General features: G+C 63.5%; 17 protein-coding genes. 7 read left to right on the plus strand and 10 right to left on the minus strand.

Translation table 11 applies throughout. The features are described from left to right. The first annotated feature begins 122 nt into the window (after nt 1–122). On the plus strand, nt 123–1,118 hold the full coding sequence (dgcA, locus tag V1273_RS24290; RefSeq protein ID WP_334411091.1) for an N-acetyl-D-Glu racemase DgcA: 996 nt from the start codon (nt 123–125) through the stop codon (nt 1,116–1,118). On the opposite strand, the gene V1273_RS24295 is transcribed toward dgcA, so the two are convergent. Continuing rightward, complete coding sequence (locus V1273_RS24295) at nt 1,088–2,287, minus strand: MFS transporter (RefSeq protein WP_334411093.1); 1,200 nt, start codon at nt 2,285–2,287, stop codon at nt 1,088–1,090. The genes dgcA and V1273_RS24295 overlap by 31 nt on opposite strands. A 76-nt stretch (nt 2,288–2,363) precedes the next feature. Between V1273_RS24295 and V1273_RS24300 the strand changes: the two genes are divergently transcribed. Then, nucleotides 2,364–3,671 (plus strand): hypothetical protein, encoded by a 1,308-nt coding sequence (locus V1273_RS24300; protein ID WP_334411094.1) that lies wholly within the window; start codon nt 2,364–2,366, stop codon nt 3,669–3,671. A gap of 151 nt (nt 3,672–3,822) precedes the next feature. Here the strand turns inward: V1273_RS24300 and V1273_RS24305 are convergent, their stop codons facing one another. Beyond that, nucleotides 3,823–4,386, minus strand: a complete 564-nt coding sequence (locus tag V1273_RS24305; RefSeq protein WP_334411095.1) for an HdeD family acid-resistance protein — start codon at nt 4,384–4,386, stop codon at nt 3,823–3,825. Nucleotides 4,387–4,428: 42 nt separating this feature from the next. On the opposite strand from V1273_RS24305, the gene V1273_RS24310 reads away from it, so the two are divergent. Continuing rightward, the gene (locus tag V1273_RS24310; RefSeq protein ID WP_334411096.1) at nt 4,429–4,626 is read left to right on the plus strand and encodes a hypothetical protein; all 198 of its coding nucleotides are present in this window, start codon (nt 4,429–4,431) and stop codon (nt 4,624–4,626) included. Nucleotides 4,627–4,819: 193 nt separating this feature from the next. Here the strand turns inward: V1273_RS24310 and V1273_RS24315 are convergent, their stop codons facing one another. Together V1273_RS24315 and glsA are read right to left on the minus strand one after the other, a co-directional pair. After that, nucleotides 4,820–6,469: an MFS transporter gene (locus tag V1273_RS24315; protein ID WP_334411098.1), complete on the minus strand. Its 1,650-nt coding sequence runs from the start codon at nt 6,467–6,469 to the stop codon at nt 4,820–4,822. Nucleotides 6,470–6,542: 73 nt separating this feature from the next. Continuing rightward, on the minus strand, nt 6,543–7,541 hold the full coding sequence (glsA, locus tag V1273_RS24320; protein ID WP_334411099.1) for a glutaminase A: 999 nt from the start codon (nt 7,539–7,541) through the stop codon (nt 6,543–6,545). Between the two features lie 290 nt (nt 7,542–7,831). On the opposite strand from glsA, the gene V1273_RS24325 reads away from it, so the two are divergent. Further along, entirely contained in the window at nt 7,832–9,610 is a 1,779-nt protein-coding gene (locus V1273_RS24325) for a metallophosphoesterase family protein (RefSeq protein ID WP_334411100.1), read from the plus strand. On the opposite strand, the gene V1273_RS24330 is transcribed toward V1273_RS24325, so the two are convergent. Continuing rightward, nucleotides 9,607–10,641: an AI-2E family transporter gene (locus V1273_RS24330; RefSeq protein ID WP_334411101.1), complete on the minus strand. Its 1,035-nt coding sequence runs from the start codon at nt 10,639–10,641 to the stop codon at nt 9,607–9,609. The two genes, V1273_RS24325 and V1273_RS24330, sit on opposite strands and share 4 nt — an antisense overlap. Nucleotides 10,642–10,810: 169 nt before the next feature. Here V1273_RS24330 and V1273_RS24335 point away from each other — a divergent pair, with 169 nt between their 5' ends. Continuing rightward, nucleotides 10,811–12,481, plus strand: a complete 1,671-nt coding sequence (locus V1273_RS24335) for a caspase family protein (RefSeq protein ID WP_334411102.1) — start codon at nt 10,811–10,813, stop codon at nt 12,479–12,481. A 69-nt stretch (nt 12,482–12,550) separates the two neighbouring features. Here the strand turns inward: V1273_RS24335 and V1273_RS24340 are convergent, their stop codons facing one another. The 4 genes from V1273_RS24340 to thiD form a co-directional block, all read right to left on the minus strand. Continuing rightward, the gene (locus tag V1273_RS24340; protein WP_028348579.1) at nt 12,551–13,540 is read right to left on the minus strand and encodes a threonine ammonia-lyase; all 990 of its coding nucleotides are present in this window, start codon (nt 13,538–13,540) and stop codon (nt 12,551–12,553) included. A 53-nt stretch (nt 13,541–13,593) separates the two neighbouring features. Continuing rightward, nucleotides 13,594–14,652, minus strand: coding sequence for a glycosyltransferase family 4 protein (locus V1273_RS24345; RefSeq protein ID WP_334363787.1), 1,059 nt, complete (start codon nt 14,650–14,652; stop codon nt 13,594–13,596). Beyond that, nucleotides 14,649–15,461, minus strand: coding sequence for a UDP-2,3-diacylglucosamine diphosphatase (locus tag V1273_RS24350; RefSeq protein ID WP_334363788.1), 813 nt, complete (start codon nt 15,459–15,461; stop codon nt 14,649–14,651). The genes V1273_RS24345 and V1273_RS24350 overlap by 4 nt, the downstream gene beginning before the upstream one ends. Nucleotides 15,462–15,749: 288 nt before the next feature. Next, entirely contained in the window at nt 15,750–16,550 is an 801-nt protein-coding gene (gene thiD / locus V1273_RS24355) for a bifunctional hydroxymethylpyrimidine kinase/phosphomethylpyrimidine kinase (protein ID WP_334411103.1), read from the minus strand. Nucleotides 16,551–16,682: 132 nt separating this feature from the next. Between thiD and V1273_RS24360 the strand changes: the two genes are divergently transcribed. Then, nucleotides 16,683–16,928: an Lrp/AsnC ligand binding domain-containing protein gene (locus V1273_RS24360; RefSeq protein ID WP_334363790.1), complete on the plus strand. Its 246-nt coding sequence runs from the start codon at nt 16,683–16,685 to the stop codon at nt 16,926–16,928. A gap of 259 nt (nt 16,929–17,187) precedes the next feature. Further along, on the plus strand, nt 17,188–17,976 hold the full coding sequence (locus V1273_RS24365; RefSeq protein WP_334363791.1) for a J domain-containing protein: 789 nt from the start codon (nt 17,188–17,190) through the stop codon (nt 17,974–17,976). A 33-nt stretch (nt 17,977–18,009) separates the two neighbouring features. On the opposite strand, the gene V1273_RS24370 is transcribed toward V1273_RS24365, so the two are convergent. Beyond that, on the minus strand, nt 18,010–18,936 hold the full coding sequence (locus tag V1273_RS24370) for a c-type cytochrome (protein WP_334411104.1): 927 nt from the start codon (nt 18,934–18,936) through the stop codon (nt 18,010–18,012). Between the last annotated feature and the right edge of the window lie 70 nt (nt 18,937–19,006).

Here is a 19,006-nt window from a genome sequence, read left to right on the forward strand (position 1 = left end):
CCGATACCGATGCGAATCCCTTGGGTTCCGCACGCCGTATTGCCTTGTCGAATCTGTCCCTAACCAGCCATAGTTGGTAGCGGCGGGCAAGCTTGCGGTTCAGAAAATTGCCAGATTTTAAAATGACTTCCGGCCTATCTCGAAAGCTTGCCGTCAGCATCGAACGCTGGCCCATCGCAGGCGCGTTCACGATCAGCCGCGGCGCCAAAACCGAAGCGGTCACCGTCGTCGCTGCCGTGAGCCACGGGGACTGTGCCGGGCGCGGCGAATGCGTGCCCTACCCGCGTTACGGCGAGACGGCGGAAGCGACGCTTGAAGCCCTTAATGCGATGCAGGAACCGCTTGCCAAGGGACTGGACCGAGCGGCGCTGCAGGCGGCGATGCCGGCCGGCGCCGCCCGTAACGCGCTGGATTGCGCGCTATTAGACTTCGAAGCCAAGAGCTCCGGCCAACGAGTCTGGACCCTGCTCGGACGGCCGGCGCCGCGCCCTTGCACCACCGCCTTCACGATTTCGCTGGGCACGCCGGAGGCGATGGCGTCGGCAACGGCCAGGGCCGCGCATCGGCCGCTCCTAAAGATCAAGCTCGGCGGCGATGGCGATGACGCGCGGATATCAGCGGTTCGCAAGGCGGCTCCCGATTCCGAATTGATCGTCGATGCCAACGAAGCCTGGACGGCGGACAATCTCGAATACCACCTCGCCGCCTGCGCCAACGCCGGGGTCACGCTGGTCGAGCAGCCGCTGCCGGCCGGGCGCGACGAGGCGTTGGCCCGCATCAAGCGCCCGGTCGCGGTCTGCGCCGACGAAAGCGTGCATGACCGCGCCTCGCTCGAAGGCCTGCGCGCGCGCTATGATGCTGTCAACATCAAGCTCGACAAGACCGGCGGGCTGACGGAGGCGCTCGCGATGGCGGATGCCGCCCAGGCACTCGGCTTCGAGATCATGATCGGCTGCATGGTCGCGACCTCGCTGGCGATGGCGCCGGCCATGCTGCTCGCGCAGCAGGCGAGATTCGTCGATCTCGATGGCCCCCTGTTGCTGGCGCGCGACCGCGACGGCGGCCTGCGCTACGACGGCAGCCTGGTCTATCCGCCGGAAGCCGCCTTGTGGGGCTGATGCGCGAGCCGGTCCCGCGCGAGCCAGACCACCAGCCCGCCGAGAGCGGCCATCGCCGCCATCACGTAATAGATGCCTTGTCCCCAGGTCTCGTAGATCGTGCCTGACGCGACCGAGGCGAGGCCGGCGACGATGCCGCCGCAGGCGGCCAGATAGCCCTGTGCGCGCGCCATCACGTGGCCGGGCACGTGATGCAGCATCAATCCCATGATGCCGACCTGCGTCAGCCCGAAACTCAGCGCATGCGCGAGCTGGACGATCGCAAGGACAGCGAGCGGTAGGTCCTGCGCCGTCAACACCCAGCGCGCGGCCGCGCTCAGCGCCGCGATCACCACCAGCATCGACGGCTGCAGGGTGAACCGCGGCGACAGCGCGAACAGCACGATCTCGGCGATCACGCCGAGCACCCACAGAACCGCAATTGTCAGCCCGTCGAACCCCGCTTGATGCCAGGCAATCGACGCGAAAATGTAATAGGCGGCATGGCTGCCTTGGATCAGCGCCGACGCCACGATGATCGCGAGAAAGCCGCCGTCGCGCAGCAATGCGCTCGCGCCCCCGGTGACCGGGCGGGCGCTCTTGACGTCGTCCAGTGGCTGCAACGCGAGGCTGGCGAGCGCCCCGAGCGCCGCCGAGCCGGCGATGATCCAGATCACGTTTCGGGCGGCGATGAGGTCGAGCAACATTCCGCAGACCAGCGCGCCCAAGACGAAGGCGGCGGAGCCCCACAGCCGCAACGGCCCATAGTTGAGGCCGTAGCGCTTCACTCCCCGTAACGCATAGGCATCCGTGAGCGGCACCATAGGTGTCCACAGGCAGCAGGTCAGCGCGTAGATCAAGAACACCAGCACCGGCAAATGCTGGGTGCCCAGCACGAAAAAGCCCAAAGCGGTGGCGAAGGCGGTCAAGATGATGCCGCCGCGCAAGGCCTGCCACCGTTCCGCAAGGCCCGTCACCACCGGAAGGGCGGTAAATCGGCTCACCGGCGGCACGGCCGTGATCAGCCCTATCCAAAACGCATCGATCCCGACTGCCTTCAACCATACCGTGAAAAACGGCAGATGGGTGCCGGTCATGCCGAACAGCGTGCCGTAAAACAGCGCCACCCGGGTCGCGAATCGCTTCGATGCACCTTGAGAAGCGATGGGGATTTGTGATTCGCTTGGCATCAATTCAATTGCGATTCGGTCAATATCGTGTTGTTTCGTTATCGCAATGCGCGCCGATTTGCGCGAAGAGTTTGACATGGCCGACGAAGCATTCGCCCTCTCGCCGATCTCAGCACGCGCCGCGCTGCCGAGCGAGGAGGACTATGCTGCAATCGCCGAAGCCTTCATGGAGACTTCGCGAGGCCGCTGGTTCCTGACCGAATACGCCAAGCGCAACCGCAATGCCGACACCCGCATGGTGCTGGACGCGGTGGCGCGGATCGAGCAAAGCCTCACCGCCCAGCGCGAAGAGACCCTTCAGCGGGAAGCAAACCTCCAGCGGGAGGAAGGCCTTTCGGCGCAGCAGGCGGCCGAGGCCGTCGCAGCGGCTGCCGCGGCGCAAGAGCGCCTGACCGAGGCGCTAGCCGCCATCCGCGGCGCCGTCGAGGCGGCCGAGGAATCCGCGGTCGAGGCGCTCGACAGCCTCGCGCTGGAGCAGCGACTGGCCCCGGTCCGCAAGGGCGCGCGGGTGCTGCGCGAAATCGCCTGGCGGTTACGGGAAATCGGCAATGACGGGCGAATTTGCGACCTGATCGATTCGCAGGTCACCGTCATCGAAAAGGGCACCGAACAGTTCTCATCCGAGGAGGCGCGAGCAGCGCTGCGTGCGGCCTTCGCCGCCCTCCAGGGCCGGCTTGTGGAATTCGGGGACGACGACCAGTCGCCAGCGCCGGCTGCCGAGTCCGAGGCGGCGGCGCCTTCCCCGACCGCGCAGGAAATGCCGCCGGCGGCGGAGACAGCCTTCGCGCAGGAAGCACCGGAAACTGCCGAGACGCCGTTCGCTTCGATGGCCGCATCCGCAGAAGCCGTGCTAACGCAAGCGGAAACGGCGCTGGCTGCCGAAAGCGCCACGGCTCAAGAGGCCTCGGTCCAAGATACCTCTGTGCAAGACACGACCGTCCAGCACGCGGCCGCCCAAGATGCTGCTGCCCAAGACGCAGCTGCCCAAGACAACTCCGTCCAGAACGCCGACGCCCAAGACGCTGATGCGCAAGACGAGGCGCTCCTCGACATGATCGCGATGGAGATGGGCGCACCGGATCCGATCAGCGACGAGGAGATCGCCGAAGCGATAGCCGAGCAGGTCCGCTTGGCGGAGCCTCCCAAGATCGTCGCCGAAGCGCGCGAACCGGTCGCCACACCGTCGCCGCCGCCGGTCCAACAGACGATTCAGCCGCCTCCGCCGCCCGCTGCCGCACCGGCACCCGTCGCGGCAGTAGAAGTGTCGCTCGGCTCGACCCTCATCGCGAGCGGCATACTGCGAAAGCCGGTCACGGCGCCCAACGACCCGCTGGCGCCGATCCGGCGCATGAGCCAGGCCGAGAAGATCGCGTTCTTTTCGTAAGAGCTCTGCGCCGCCGCCTGGAAACCGCGCCGGCTTCCATGACGCGTCCGCAGCAAAGTGGGGCACCAGATCGCCCGGACGTCCCTAACAGAAAAAGGAGCGAGATGACGATTCGAAGAAAAGCCATCTCGCTCTAGTAGGCAGGGAGGAGCTACGCGCTTCGGGTGGTAGGCTGCCACGCATAAGCCAACCACCCGATGCCATGGGAAATCAGATCGACGCCGAGCAGCAATCCGAGGACCCACAGGCCGGTCATCGGAAATCCAGTCAGAATGATGAGGCCAGCCACTATGCCGAACGCGCCGGATAGCAGCATGATCCAGCCCGCCTCTCGCCAATGGCTGATGCTGATCAGGATGCGGACGAAACCGGAAATCACCAACACCAGGCCCAGGACGTAGGTGAGAATCAAGGCGCTCGCGACCGGCTGACCAACCAGCACGACGCCAAAGGCGATGTACAGGATGCCGAGAAGCATCTGCCATACGAAACCTCCCCATCCCTTGGTCCAGAATGCATGGACGATCTCGAAGGCGCCGGCGACGATCGAAACCCAGCCGATGAAGATGGTGCTGATCACGGTGACGAGCATGACGTCGCCAAGAATCAGGAAGCCGGCCAGGATCAAGGCGAGTCCAAGCAGAACACAGATCCAGAACGGCGGCGCAGGCAGGTTGGTGACGCCCATCGGCGAGCTGTTGTCAATTGTGGTCATGGCAGTCTCCTCACTTCACGTCTCATCGCACCCTCGAGCAGCGTGGCCATCACCGCCATCGCCAGCCGCAGACGCGACGGCCGCGGTGCCACCAACAGACCCAACGGCGGCGCCGACGACGATGCCAGTGATGAGGGCGACGCGACGGCCGCGTGGGCGGCCGTCCAGGCGGTCGTCGCGGTGGCCGTCCAGCCGGTGATCCAGGCGGCCGCGTGCCAGGGCCTTGAGTCTCGAGCTTGAAATCTCCGGCGTCCTTTCCAGGATCCTTCTGCACCGCGAACGGCGCCGCCTCGGCCATGCCTGGTGGCAGGCTTGTGGCCAGGCCGATGGTCACGGTACCGCACACCAGAGTCCGCAGCGCAGTGCGACGGTCGATTGCATCCATTGTTGTTCTCCTTCTTGGGACGCCCCTTTCCTCGCATGCTCGTGCTGATCAGCCGGACCTCAATCGGTTACCGGGCGCATCACTTGGTATCTCGCCCGGCAGGTAATTTGGAAGCCGGCCCGCCGGGATGATCGCCAACAGCGCAAGACCGGCCATGATCAGCAGTCCGATCTTCAGGGCACGCAGCCGCGCTTCGGTATTCACGCGCACCGCTTCCTCGACCTGCTGCGGCGTCGCGGTCGTTCCTTCCATCACGCTCCGCAGCCGGTCGTTGCTGACGAAGGTGATGTTGTCGAGATCGACTTGGCTCTGGATCTCCTTCGGCAGCTCGGGGCTGGCCGCGATGCTGCTGAGCGCGATCGCACTCAACAGACCGACCAGAAGTGCACCCGCCACCGCCGTTCCAACCGCAGCGGCAAGATTTTGCGTGGTGCCGCGCAGCGACCCGACGTCGCCTGCGAGTTCCTTGGGCGAGGCGGTGACCAGCACGTTGAACAACAGCGTCACCAGCGAACCCTGCCCGATCCCGAACAGAACCAGGCCGATCAGCACAGGAACCTCGCTCCAGTCGTTGCGCACGACAATGGCCAACCACACCAGACCAACCGTACACAGCAGGAAGCCGGAGCGGCCGATCTGCCGCGGCGTAAGCCGGTCGTAGACATTGACGATAAGCATCGCCGTGAAGAACACCGTCAGATTGAACGGCATCATCGCAATCGCAGTCGCAAGCGGCGAGCGGCCCTGCACGATCTGAATGTACAACGGCACTGAGAAATTGAGCGCCGCCTCCAGCGCGACCACGGCAAACAGCGCATAGACCGCACAGCGCTCTTCCGGCGAGTCGATCACCTCGAGCGCCAATAGCGGGGTCTTCCCGGCGGCCTGACGCCGATGCGTCCACATCAGGAATGCCTGCCCGAGCACCACGCCGAGAACGATCATGATCGGCGCCGGCGAAAGGCCAAGCAGGTCGAACGGCGCATTGGCGGTGGCCAGCGCCAGCCCCCATCCGTTTAGATTGTTGAAGCCGAAACTGATGAGCACGATCGCCGATGCCGCCAGAACCACACCGAAGAAATCGATATGCACATCCGGGCGGCCATAGTCTCGCTTGAGACGGAAACTCAGGAGGAACACAATCGCGGAAACCGCGATTAGGATACCGAATGCCGGGCGCCAGCCGATATAGGTGCCGAGCACGCCGCCGATGACGAACGCCAGCACGCCGGCCGCCGCGCGCGCGGAGCCGAGCGCACCCACCGCCGTCGCCTGCTGCCTTCCCGTGTAATTCTCGGCAATCAGCGCCACCAGCGACGGCACGATCACGGCGCCGGCCGCACCGCAGAGCGCTTGCGCTGTGATCATCAACGTCGCCGTGGGGCTGAATGTCATCAGTATCTGCGACGCGCAGAACAGGATGACGGCGAAGCGGAACACCTGCAACGCGCCGAACCGCTGCGCGAGCTTTGCGCCGAGCATCACGAAACCGGCCACCAGCATGGAATAGGCCACGATGCCGGTCGCAACAGTCGTCGGCGGGACGCCAAAACTCTTCACCATCCCGCCGAGCGCTACTGGTAGCGAGGCGACGTTGTAGGACATGATCATCTGGCCGAGCGCGATGGCGATCATCGGTACCCATGACTCCCGCGCACCTTCCCGGATTGCTCCGATCGACATCGAGTGCGTCGCCATGGTGTCCTCCCGAGCGGCTCGGTTCCGGATCGATCGAGCTATCGGCTCGATCAATCCACTCTTTGCATCTGCTTCAGTTTTCCGGTTGCGATACGAACAGATCCATTCCCAGCCGCTGCGACAGGAATTTTGCCGCGAACTGCCCCTTCACGCTGTTGCCGGCCGCGTCGAGCGGCGGCGCGAAGGTACCGAAGCCGCCCTTGCCGGGAGAGACCGCGACGATGCCGCCGCCGATCCCGCTCTTGCCCGGCAGGCCGATGTCGTAGAGCCAGTCGCCCGACGTCTCGTATAGGCCAGCAGTGATCATCACGGTGAGCACGTAGTGGCAGACCGCAGCATCCACTACGCGCTGCCGGGTGACCGGATTGACGCCGCCGTCCGCCAGCGTCGCGCCCATGACCGCCAGATCGCGCGCACTCACATTCAGCGAGCATTGTTTGGTATAGAGATCGGTTGCCTGCTTGGCGTCGCAATAGATGCGGTCGTAGCTCTGCAGCAGCCGGGCGATACTGCGGTTGCGATAGTTGGTTTGCGACGCCGAGGCGTACACCTCTTCATTGAGTGCAAGCTCGCGGCCGGCAAACCGTGACAGCCCGTCATGAATGAATTGCCATTGGCCTTCAGCCGTCAGGCCCGGCACGAGGCTGGTGGTCGCGATCGCGCCCGCGTTGACCATCGGGTTGGTGCGACCACCGCCCTGCTCGATGGCCGCGAGGGAGTTGAAAGGCAATCCGGTGGCGTTCGCCCCAAGTCTTCTGCGCGCCTCTTCCGGGCCGATCGTCTCGCAAACAAGCGCGAACACGAACGGCTTCGATACGCTCATGATCGAGAATTCATACTCGGTGTCGCCGGCCTCGTAGACACGCCCGCTGGTGCCGACGACGCAGACCCCGAACAGCTCTCGCGGCACCCTGGCGAGCGCCGGATAGACTTGTGAATTCTGTCCGTCTCCGTTCGACTTGAAGCGCCGGTACGCCTCCGACACCAGCTCTTGCACCAGTTCGGGTTCTGGCAGGTGTCCTGTCGAGATGTAGGGGCGTTCTGTGGATTCCGAAATCGAAGGTGAGTCCATCGGACTCCTCCATCCGGCTCGACATGCTGCGCGCAGATGATCGAGCCGTTCGGCAACACGAGTTACATGCTGATAGACAGTCTGCGTCGACCGTCTCAGCTTCGTCTGACTTGCACGCACCGTAACGCTCGAAAGTGCATCGAGTCAATTACACAACCTTAAAGTACGTCTGCGTCGGGTGTGTTCCGCTACACAACTTTGTGACAAATCACGCGAACGCCGATGGCTCCATATCGACAAACCTCCGCGAATTAGCGACCAATTTGACCGAGCTAATGCGGTATTGAGCAATGACGAAGCCGATCTCCGAGCGACACGTCACCAAAGCCGCAGAGAACATGCTGGTCGATCCGCGCAACGGCGATATCGAGGATGATGCCGCCAGTCCGGGGCAGCGGTCGCTGCTGGCAATCGCCGGAAGCCTGCTGGTCGAAATCAGTTTGCCGAAGCTCTTGTTCGCCTGGACGATCTTGCTGTTGTTGCCGGCGGTGTTGCTCGGTCTGGCGCCGTTGCTGGCTTCGGCCTGGTTCTCCACCTTGTCGGAACAGCTTGCAGCCCTGACCGAAATCGGCGCGGCGCTGGTGCTGGCTGCGATCGTAGCGGCGGGATGGATCGGATGGCGTCCGCTGCTTCGGATCGCCGAGATCAATTTCTGGTCGCTCAATGCACTCGCGGTACAGCCCGGCTATGCGTTTGTGCGCGAAGCCTTGCGTCATCTGGCTGAGCTGATCGCGGGAAAAAACTTCACTCCTGCCGGCCGGGCGCGCTTGCGCAGCGCCAATTCGGTTGGCGCCGGCATCTTGTTGTCGGCATGCGCGGCGATGATCGCGATACTCGCCTGGCCTGCCTCGCGGTGGGCTGGTAACTGGAGCGATCTGCTCTTGCTGCATCGGCTCGCCGTGCCCACGCTTGCGAATGCCGTCGTACTGATGGCGGGCTATCTGGCGGTCGCATCGCTGGTTTGGGGTTTTGCCGATGCCAGCATGCCCCAACCGCTCGATCTTGCAATGTTCGATGCCGCCTCGGCCGAAGGCCGGATCTGGCGTGTCGCGCATCTGTCGGATATTCATGTGATCGGCGAGCAGTATGGCTTTCGCATCGAAAGCGGACGGGCTGGCCCGCGTGGAAATGGCCGGCTCAATCGAATCCTCGCGCGGCTGGCCGCCATCCATGCCAGCAATCCGCTCGATCACGTTCTGGTCACGGGCGACATGACCGACGCCGGTCGCGCCAGCGAATGGGCGTTAATCCTCGAAGCACTGGCGCGCCACCCGGAGCTTGCCGCGCGCACGATCCTGTTGCCGGGCAATCACGACGTCAACATCGTCGACCGCACCAATCCGGCCAGGCTCGACCTGCCGTTCAGCACCGGCAAGCGGCTGCGGCAAATTCGGACGCTGTCGGCGATGGCGGCCGTGCAAGGTGAACGGGTGCACGTCGTCGATGCCAACGGAAGACCGGCCGCTACGCTGCAACAGGCGCTGGCGCTGCACCGTGACGCGATCTTGGCCGTTGCGGAGTTTGGAGGTTTGCGCCGTGTCGCCGCGCTGCACAGCCTCTTCGACGACCAGTTTCCGATGATCCTGCCGCCGGAACCGGAAGATGGCCTCGGAATAGCCATCCTGAACTCGAATGCAAAGACCCACTTTTCCTTCACCAACGCGCTCGGACTGGTCTCCGTCGAACAGGCGCATCGCCTGGAGGCAGCCATCGGATATTTTCCACGGGCGCGCTGGATCGTCGCATTGCACCACCACCTGGCGGAATATCCCATGCCGGTGAAAGCATTTTCCGAGCGCATCGGAACGGCGCTGATCAACGGCAGTTGGTTCGTCCGCAGATTGGCAGCGCTGGGAGATCGCGCCGTCGTGATGCATGGCCACCGTCATATCGACTGGATCGGCGCATGCGGCGGGCTAAAAATCATCTCCGCTCCGTCGCCGGTGATGGGTGCGACCGACGCTGCGGCGACGTACTTCTATATTCATTCCCTGACGGCCGGCCAGGATGGCCGGCTGGGGCTGTTGCCGCCCGAGCGGGTAGAGATCGCGGGCGAGACAGCCGACTAGGGCTTGCCGGGTTTCTCCGGCTCCGATCCGCCGAGCAGATCAGCAATCCAACGGCTCGACGGATGCTGGGCACAGAAGGTGAGTATGGCGAGCGTGATGGGCACGCCGATGAAGGTCCCGAACAGGCCCCACAGGAACGTCCAGAAGAAGATCGCAAACAGCACCACCACCGGCGAGATCGACAACAGGTTGCCGGCCACCCGCGGCTCGATGTAGCTGCCGACCGCGAACTGAATGATGTTCAGGCACACGAATACGCCGAGCACCGCCGGCCAGGTCTCGAACTGCGTCATCGCCAACAGGGTTGGAAACAGTGTCGCGACAAACGGGCCGATGAACGGAATGTAGTTCAGCACGAACGCGATCACGCCCCATTCGAACGCGAATGGCAGCCCGGTAATCCAGGCGAAGCTGCCGACCAGCAGGCCGGTGACCGCGCTCATCTGCGTCCGCACCAAAAGGTACTTTCGGAATTTCGCCGCGGTCGCTTCGCTGCCGTCGAGCAGCACGCGTGCTGAGGCACGGTTATCCAGCCGTTCGATGTTTCGCCTGATGCTCTCGACTTCGAGAAGCCCCAGCATGACGTAAACCAAGGCAATCACCCAGAAGCTGAGCGTCGTGTTCACCCGTCCGGTGACATATTGCGTGGCGCGCAGCAGCCAGCTTACGTTGAAATGTTCAGCCCACAGGCCCGCAACCGAGACGCCGTGGCCGTCCAGCCAATTTACGGTCGCCGCATAAAGGGCCTGGTAGCGCGCCAGGTCGGCGAGCAGTGATTGCCCTACCCGACCAAATCCCCAGGCTGCGAGCGAGGCGAAGCCGAGGCAGATTGCCACGGTGGCGATGATGGTGATCGCCAGCGCGGCAAGTTTTGGCATCCAGGACTGCAACTGCTTCTGGATCGGCCACACAATCGCAATGATGAACAATGCCGCCGCAAGCGGCGCGAACACGCTGCTCGCCTGAGCCAGCGCCGCCATGACCAGCACGGCTGCGATGATTCCTGTGGTGGTCTTTAGCCCGAAGCCCATTTTGGGTTCCTTCGACCGTTCAGCAACCCGAGATTGTCAGCGGTATCGTGCGTCGGCAAGCGTGGAAGCGCCGCGCGCTGCAACCGTGATCGCGGTCACGTACGACGGCCCGCACCCGGCTTAGCGTCCCAGCAAATCTCGCAACGAGGTCTCGCCTGAGGAGGCAGCCATGTCCCGCTTTAAGTCATCGCTATTGGGTGCCGGCCTGCTGGCAGGCCTGCTCGGCTTCGCTGGTGCGGCGTTGGCTGAAGCCCCGAACGTCGACATCCGCAACGGCATGCAAACGCCGCCGGCGGACCAGCGCGTCGCGCTGGTGATCGGAAATTCGAATTACCAGATCGCGCCAAAGCTCGCCAATCCCGGTAATGACGCGCAGTCGATGGCGCAGCTTTTGAACTCCGCCGGCTTCGAGGTCACCCAGGCCACCGACCTGACGCGCAGCGACATGGTCAAGGTCGTGCAGGACTTCTCCACCAGGGTCGCCGAGCGCGGCCCCGGCACCGTCGCCATGATCTATTATGCCGGTCACGGCGTGCAGGTGGCGGGTGAGAACTATCTGCTTCCGGTCGATGCGAAGATCGCTTCGCCGTCCGACCTTGACGGCAATTCGGTCCGGCTGGTCGATGTGATGGGCACGCTGGAATCGATCCCGAGCCGGATGCGCATCGTGGTGCTCGATGCCTGCCGCAACAATCCGTTCCCCGAGATCAACGACGCCGGACGGGGCTTGGCAATCGTCGATGCGCCCCGAGGCTCGATCGTCGGCTACTCGACCGCACCGGGTATGGAAGCGCAGGACGGCGACGGCAACCACAGCCCGTATACGTCAGCTTTCCTGAATGTCGCACGCGAGCCGAACCTGCCGATCGAGCAATTGTTCAAGCGCGTCCGGCTCGAAGTGAACAACACCACGTCCGGAAAGCAGACACCGTGGGAAAGTTCGTCGTTGACCTCCGACTTCTATTTCTTCGGCGATACCGCGGTCGCCGCAGGCCGCGCGCCGGATCGCCGCCCGATCATCCAGGCCGCGTCGAATCTGCCGTCGCGTTCGGTGCGCCAGGCTTACGACTACGTGCTGTCGGAAGGCTCGCCCGAGCACTATGAGGAATTCATCCGCCTTTACCCGCACGATCCGCTGTGCGACCACATCCGCCTGCTGCTCGGCAATTTGCGGATGGCAACGGCGTGGCACAAAGCGGTGGTCGCCAACTCGCCGTTCGCCTACAAGACGTTCCATGACAATTATTCCAACAGCCCCTACGCCAAGTCCGCGCTGAAGCTACAGGGCGCGCCGAAGGCCGTGCCACTGATGCAGTTCACGCATCTGGCGAAGCAGTCCCCGACATTTAAGCCGGGCAACATCGGTAATTCACCCATGCTCGGCATCTCCAAGCACAATCTTGGTGCCCAGGCCCACATGCCGGTGCCTTCCAAGATCATCACGCTGCCTGCCAAGGGCACGGCAACGAAAAACCCGGTCAGTGGCATCAACAACGGCAACACGGGCAAGGTCACGACCCTGCCTGGCAAGCTCACTGGCAATAGCAGTGGTATTGGCGGAAAGGCCACGACCCCGCCCGGCAAGATCAACCCGATCCCTGTCAATGCCGGCAACGTCGGCAAGGTCACGACCTTGCCGTCCAGGATTCATAACAAACCAATGCGGGTCACCAAACCCATCACGACCAGGCCCATGATGACCAGGCCGATGATGACCACCGCGCCGCGTCGGTTCAGCGGCGGCATGGGCGGCGGAGGAGGTTTCAGCCAGCGCTTCGCCTCAAGCCCGTCCCGCAGCTCGTTCGGCGGGTCATTCGGCGGCGGCGGCTTCAGGCGCTGAATAAGGAGCTCCGGACAACAAAAAGCGAGCAGAGCACATGCTCTGCCGCTTCCGTTTAAGATGTGATGATCAGGCGACCAGCTTGGCGAACAGGTCCGCGTCGACATTGCCACCGGAAAGCACGATGACGACGTTCTTTCCCCTGGCATCGATGCGGCCGGCCAAGAGTGCGGCGAGGCCGACAGCCCCGCCTGGCTCGACCACCAACTTCAATTCCCGGTAGGCATAGGCTACCGCCGCGCCGACTTCCTCGTCGGATGCGGTCACGCCGTTTGCGAGCAGCTTGCTGTTGATCGAGAAGGTGAGTTCGCCCGGCATCGCCGCCATCAGCGCATCGCAGATGGTGCGGCCGGCGGCGTGATGGGCCTCGCGATGGCCGGCGCGGAGCGACAAGCCGTGATCGTCATAGTCCTTGGGCTCGGCGACGATCACCTGCGCTTGCGGAAATTTTGCCTTCACGGCCGTCGCGACGCCGGCGATCAGCCCGCCGCCGGAGGCCGGCGCTACCACGATATCGGGCACGAGCCCGAGCGCTGTCATGTCCTCGGCGATTTCGCGGCCCGCAGTGCCCTGCCCTGCAATGACGAAGGGATCGTCATAGGGCCGGACCAGCGTCGCACCGCGTTTGCCGGCGATGCCGTTGGCGATCGCTTCGCGGTCCTCCTTGTCGCGGTCGTAGAGCACCACCTCGGCGCCATAGCCCTTGGTGCGCTCGCGCTTGGTGATAGGCGAGTCCGCCGGCATCACGATGGTGGCCTGCATGTTGAGGATCTGCGCCGCCGCTGCCACGCCCTGGGCGTGGTTGCCGGAAGAGAATGCGACCACCCCGCCGCCGCGCTTATCCTGCGGAATCGAGGCCAGCTTGTTGAAGGCGCCGCGGAACTTGAACGATCCGGTCCGCTGCAGCATTTCGGGCTTCAGAAAGACCTTGGTCCCGACGCGCTCGTTGAGAACGGGGAACGACAACAGCGGCGTCCGCACCGCGAACGGGCCAACCACTCGCGCCGCCGCATCGATATCTGCAGCACCGACCGGTGCCGTTGAGGCTTTTTCCGTCATGCGCACTTTGTATCGCGCAAGCGGACCGGCGGGCAATACAGATTCAGGTGATATCAGGCGGCGAAATGCGGGTCCTCCGCCACAAATTCGGCCAGCTCGCCTTCCGGCCGCAGGGGACCAAGATTGAGGGCATGATGGACGAAAGCCCGTGCCGAGGCTTGCCAGCTATGGGCGGCAGCAAATTCCACGCATTCTTTCCGCGAAATCTGCAGCGCCTCCAGGCAGGCCGCGCGCAAATCCTCGTTCAGCACGCCAACCGGCGCCGAGCCGATCACGTCGCGGGGACCGTTGACTGGAAAAGCCGCAACCGGCAGACCGCTGGCCAGCGCCTCCAGCAGCACCAAGCCAAACGTGTCGGTCTTGCTGGGAAAGACGAAAACATTGGCCGCCGCATAGATTTCGGCCAGTTCCTCGCCATGCCGCGCGCCGAGGAACACGGCGTTAGGATATTTGCGCTCCAGCGCCATCCGGGCCGGCCCATCGCCGACGATGAGCTTGGTGCCGGGCAGATCGAGATCGAGGAAGGCTTCGAGATTCTTCTCTACCGCGACACGGCCGACGCTGAGATATACAGGCATCGGCAGGCAGAGATCGGCGCTGCGCGGATGGAACAGCGAGGTATCGACGCCGCGTGACCACAGTACCACGTTACGAAAGCCACGCAGGCGCAGCTCAGCCGCCAGCGCCGGCGTCGCCGCCATTACCGCCCGGCTCGGCCGGTGGAAGGCACGTAGCGCCCACCAAACCCAGGATTCCGGAATCGGCGAGCGCGCCGACACATATTCCGGAAACCGGGTGTGAAAGCTCGTGGTGAACGGCAAGCCGCGCTTGCGGCAATAGCGCCGCACCAACAGCCCGATTGGCCCCTCGGTCGCGATATGTATGCTGTCGGGCCTTGCCGCTTCGATCAGTTGCGCGATCTTGCCGGGAAGCGGCAGAGCCAGCCGCAGGTCGGGATAGCTCGGCATCGCAAAGGTGCGAAATGATTGCGGCGTCAGAAAGCTCACCTCGACGCCAAGCCCCGTGGCCGCCTCCGTCATCGCGGTCAGCGTGCGTACTACCCCGTTGACCTGGGGATGCCACGCATCGGTCGCGACCAGGATATGCGTCATGCGGCGCGCGCCGCGACGCGGGGAACTGGCGCCGCCCTTCGCTGCGGATCGGTCCAGGTGATGATCTCGAACCGGCCGTCCTCGTGCTCGGCGAGCGCGGTGCAGCTTTCCACCCAGTCGCCGCAATTCATGTAGCGGATGCCGTGCTCGTCGCGGATGGTCGCGTAGTGGATGTGGCCGCAGATCACGCCGTCGGCGCCGTGCCGTCGCGCCTCGCCGGCCAGCGTCTGTTCAAACGCGCCGATGTAGTTCACGGCGTTCTTGACCTTCAGCTTCGCCCATTGCGACAGCGACCAATACGGCACGCCGAACATGCGGCGGAAGAAGTTGACGAGGCGATTCATCTGAATGGCGAAGTCGTAGGCCTTGTCGCCGAGATGGGCGAGCCAGCGCGCGTTCTGCACCACGAGATCGAAGATATCGCCGTGGATGACGAGATAGCGTTGGCCATCGACGCCGGTGTGAATGGTGTTTTCCACCACGTCGATGCCGCCGAAATGCGTGCCGTAATAGTTGCGCAGGAACTCGTCGTGATTGCCCGGCACGTAGATGACCTTGGCGCCCTTGCGCGCCTTGCGCAGCATCTTCTGCACGAAGTCGTTGTGCGATTGCGGCCAGTACCAGCTCGACTTCAGCGCCCAGCCATCGACGATATCGCCGACGAGATAGATGGTGTCGGCGTCGTGGCTTTTGAGGAAGTCCAGCAAACGGTCGGCTTGCGAGCCGCGGGCGCCGAGATGGACGTCGGAGATGAACAAGGTACGAAAGCGCCGTTCGGGGCTCTCTTCACTCAAGGAGTCACTACCCATACCTGTCCCCTGACAGATTTCTGTGACAGGGCGATGACTGTTCACGCCGCGATATTCCCGCGAGAATCAATGCCGCGCCCCACAACTTGCGGATAGCAGCGCGATGCGACAGACAAGCGACATTGGAGAGGCAACTTCTCGACGTTGTCTCTGCCTCGTGCGCAATCGCGCATTAACCCATCATCAACAGGGTCAATTATCGTGGAAGATTAACCATCCCCGTAATTCAACGGATGCGCCGCGGCGCAAGAAGTCCCTGCGTGATTGCGCACCAGACAAGGACGGCAGCTAATAAAACTTATGAAAATGGTGGATCGGGCCGTGACCGCGGCCGACGCTGAAGCGATCTGCCGCCGCAATCGCAGCGCTGACCCACGCCTTGGCGTTACGCACGGCGGTTTCCATGCCCTCGCCCTTCGCGAGTTCCGCTGCAATCGCCGAGGACAATGAGCAGCCGGTGCCATGGGTATTTTTCGTCGCAATGCGCGGCGCGGCCAGCGCGATGGTGCCGCTCGTGCCGATCAGATAGTCGATGCACTCGGCGCCCTCCCCGTGGCCGCCCTTGATCAGCACCGCCTTGCAGCCCATGGCCAGCAATCGCCTGCCTTGGCTTGCGACGGCGGCCTCACCCGTAGCCACCGGTTCGTCGAGCAGCGCGGCGGCCTCAGGCAAATTGGGCGTAATGACCGAAGCTAACGGAATGAGTTTTGTCCGCAGCGCCTCGACCGCTTCCGCAGCCAGCAGCCGGTCGCCGGAGGTTGCGACCATCACGGGATCGAGCACAACATGCTTCGGCGACCAGCGCTTGAGGCCGGCGACGATGGCGTCGATAATCGATGGCTGCGCCACCATGCCGATCTTGACCGCTCCGACGTCGAGATCGGAAAACACCGCATCGATCTGCGCGGTCACGAACTCCGCCGGCACCTGATGGATGCCGCTGACGCCTTCGGTATTCTGTGCCGTCAGCGCCGTGATCACGGAGGCGCCGTAGACGCTGAGCGCGGCAAACGTCTTCAGGTCGGCCTGGATACCGGCGCCGCCAGAGGAATCGGAGCCGGCGATGGTCAGCGCGATCGGCGCCGTCATCGCAAGCCTCGTGCAAGTCGTAGGTTGAAGGCCATGTAATGTCCTACCGCGCCATGGCATGGGCAGCAAGCTGGCTTGCCATTATCGGCGGTTTTTGGCCTATTGGGACCAACCAATTCGGAGACGACAGCGATGGTTCCCTTCTTCGTCCAGTTCAAATGCAAGCTCGGCCAATCCTATGCCGTCGCCAATGCGCTTGCGGAGGCCGAGATCGCTTCGGAGATCTATTCCACTGCCGGTGACTACGATCTGCTGGTCAAGTTCTACGTCGATAAGGACACCGACATCGGCCATTTCGTCAACGAGAAGGTGCAGGTGATTCCAGGGATCCAGGACACCCACACCATCATCACCTTCAAGGCGTTCGGCTCGGGTTAGGCATCGGCCTGCCTCCCCAAGGCCGCGTCCCTGGCGCGGCCGATAGGTCCGCCTGTGATGGAGGAGCTGCCAGCCCTGCCCGCCTGCCACGCCAATTGAGCGCCCCACCGCAATGGATGGTTAACGACGTTAACCATGGCATGCTTTTGCCATAAGGGGATCATGCTACCGCCTTGATATTTTTGATTATCTAGGGCGTCGTCAATCGGAAGTTCCGCGGCGGGGACGGTCCGAGGGGGAAACGGTCGCGAGTACCACCATGGGGACGCTGTACGATTTGCTCGGAGCGCTTCCGAGTGATGACGCCGAGGAATTGCGGAAGGCATTCCGCAAGGCAGCGAAGGCGACTCATCCCGATATCAATCCCGACGATCCCGATGCTGCGCTGAGGTTTAGGGAACTCATGCGCGCCTATGACATCCTGACCGACACCGAGCAGCGCGCGACCTACGATCAGTTGCTCGCCATTGCGCTGCAGCCGCCGGCCACCAAGGCAATCCAGACATACGAGACCGTACGAAAGGTCGCCTCCAACACGATGGCGGCAACGGTCATTTCCGCGGTGCTGGTCGGCGGCTACACGGTGTTCGGATTGTTTTCAAAACCGCCGGGCGCCGCAGAAATCGCAGATGGCGTGCAGCAGGTTGCCGCGCTGCAGCCCGACGCTACCGCGCAGGACGGATCCCGTGCCCAGCGCGAAGAAGAACTTTCAACCGGCAGCGTGGCCCCCATCGCTGCCACGGCACCCGCCGCAAAGGAAGCCCGCGCCGCGCCGCTCGGCCGCTTCGAGCCGGTCCCGGCCTTCGCCACGTACAATCTCGGGGTCCAATATTATCCGCGCTTCGCAGCCGCCTATTTCGATCGCGGCGGCGTGCTGTATCGGGTGGGCGATTTCGATCGCACACTCGGTGACGTCGCTTTGACCAAGCGCTCCACGGATTTGAAGCGGACCAAAGCCGCCACGCCGCCCGTGCCGCGTAAGCCGCTGTCGATCGTGCCGACCTTGCCGGAGCGGCGCCAACCGATCACCGCAGCCGTGACGCCCTGACGACGCGCGAACTCGCGTCTCACGTAAGAGCTCTCAGCCTTCTTTCGCTTTCTTCGGCCGCGGCGGTCCCTCAACCGGCGCCAGCGACTTGACATACTCCGCGATGGCATCGCGATCTTCCGGCGGCAATTGCGAGGTGTTCTTGATCACGCGGACCATCGATCCGCCTGCGCTGTCGCCATCCGGCGTTTGCCCAGTTTCGAGGAAGTAGGCGATATCCTTCGCGCTCCACTCCTCCAATCTTTTCTGGGTGATGTTGGGTACCCAGCCCTCTCCTTCCGGATTGGGCCCGCCCGCGAAGCGCTGCGCTTCGACGATGCCGCCAAGGATATTGCGCGGGCTGTGGCACTCGGCGCAATGACCCATACCGTTGACGAGGTAAGCCCCGCGATTCCACGACGCCGAATGTGAGGCGTCGGCTACGTGAGGCTTTCCGTCCATGAACAACCACTTCCAGACGCCGATGTTGCGGCGGATGTTGAATGGAAACGGAACGTCGTGATCGCGCGTCTTGCCGGTCACCGCTGGAAGCGTCTTCATATAGGCAAAGAGATCGCGAACGTCGTCGACGGAAGCGTTCTGGTAGGACGTATATGGAAAGGCCGGAAAATAATGCACGCCGTCCGGCGACGTCCCCTTGAGCACCGCGGTCACAAAATCCGCTTCGCTCCACCGGCCAATACCGTAAGTGGGATCGGACGAGATGTTAGGGACGTAAAACGTCCCGAACGGTGACGGCATTGCAAGCCCACCGCCCAGCTTCAGCCGATCGGGCTGGTTCGGAACGGCATGGCAGGAGGAACAGCCCCCGGCATTGAACGTTGCAACGCCGTTGGCAAGGTTCGGCGCGCGGGGAGGAAGTGAGGCTGGGGCAACGACCGCCGGGATCGTGAGCCACCAGAAAACACCGGCGCCGGCGACGCCAGCCAAAATCAAGCCAAGGAGAATTCGTCGCAGCATTCACTGATCCGTTGTCAGGGAGTCTAAACTCAACAACCAGTATGGACGCACTTTGCGCCATAGGCTTCTG

Origin of the sequence: Bradyrhizobium sp. AZCC 1721, from assembly GCF_036924715.1 — a bacterium.
GTDB lineage: Bacteria > Pseudomonadota > Alphaproteobacteria > Rhizobiales > Xanthobacteraceae > Bradyrhizobium.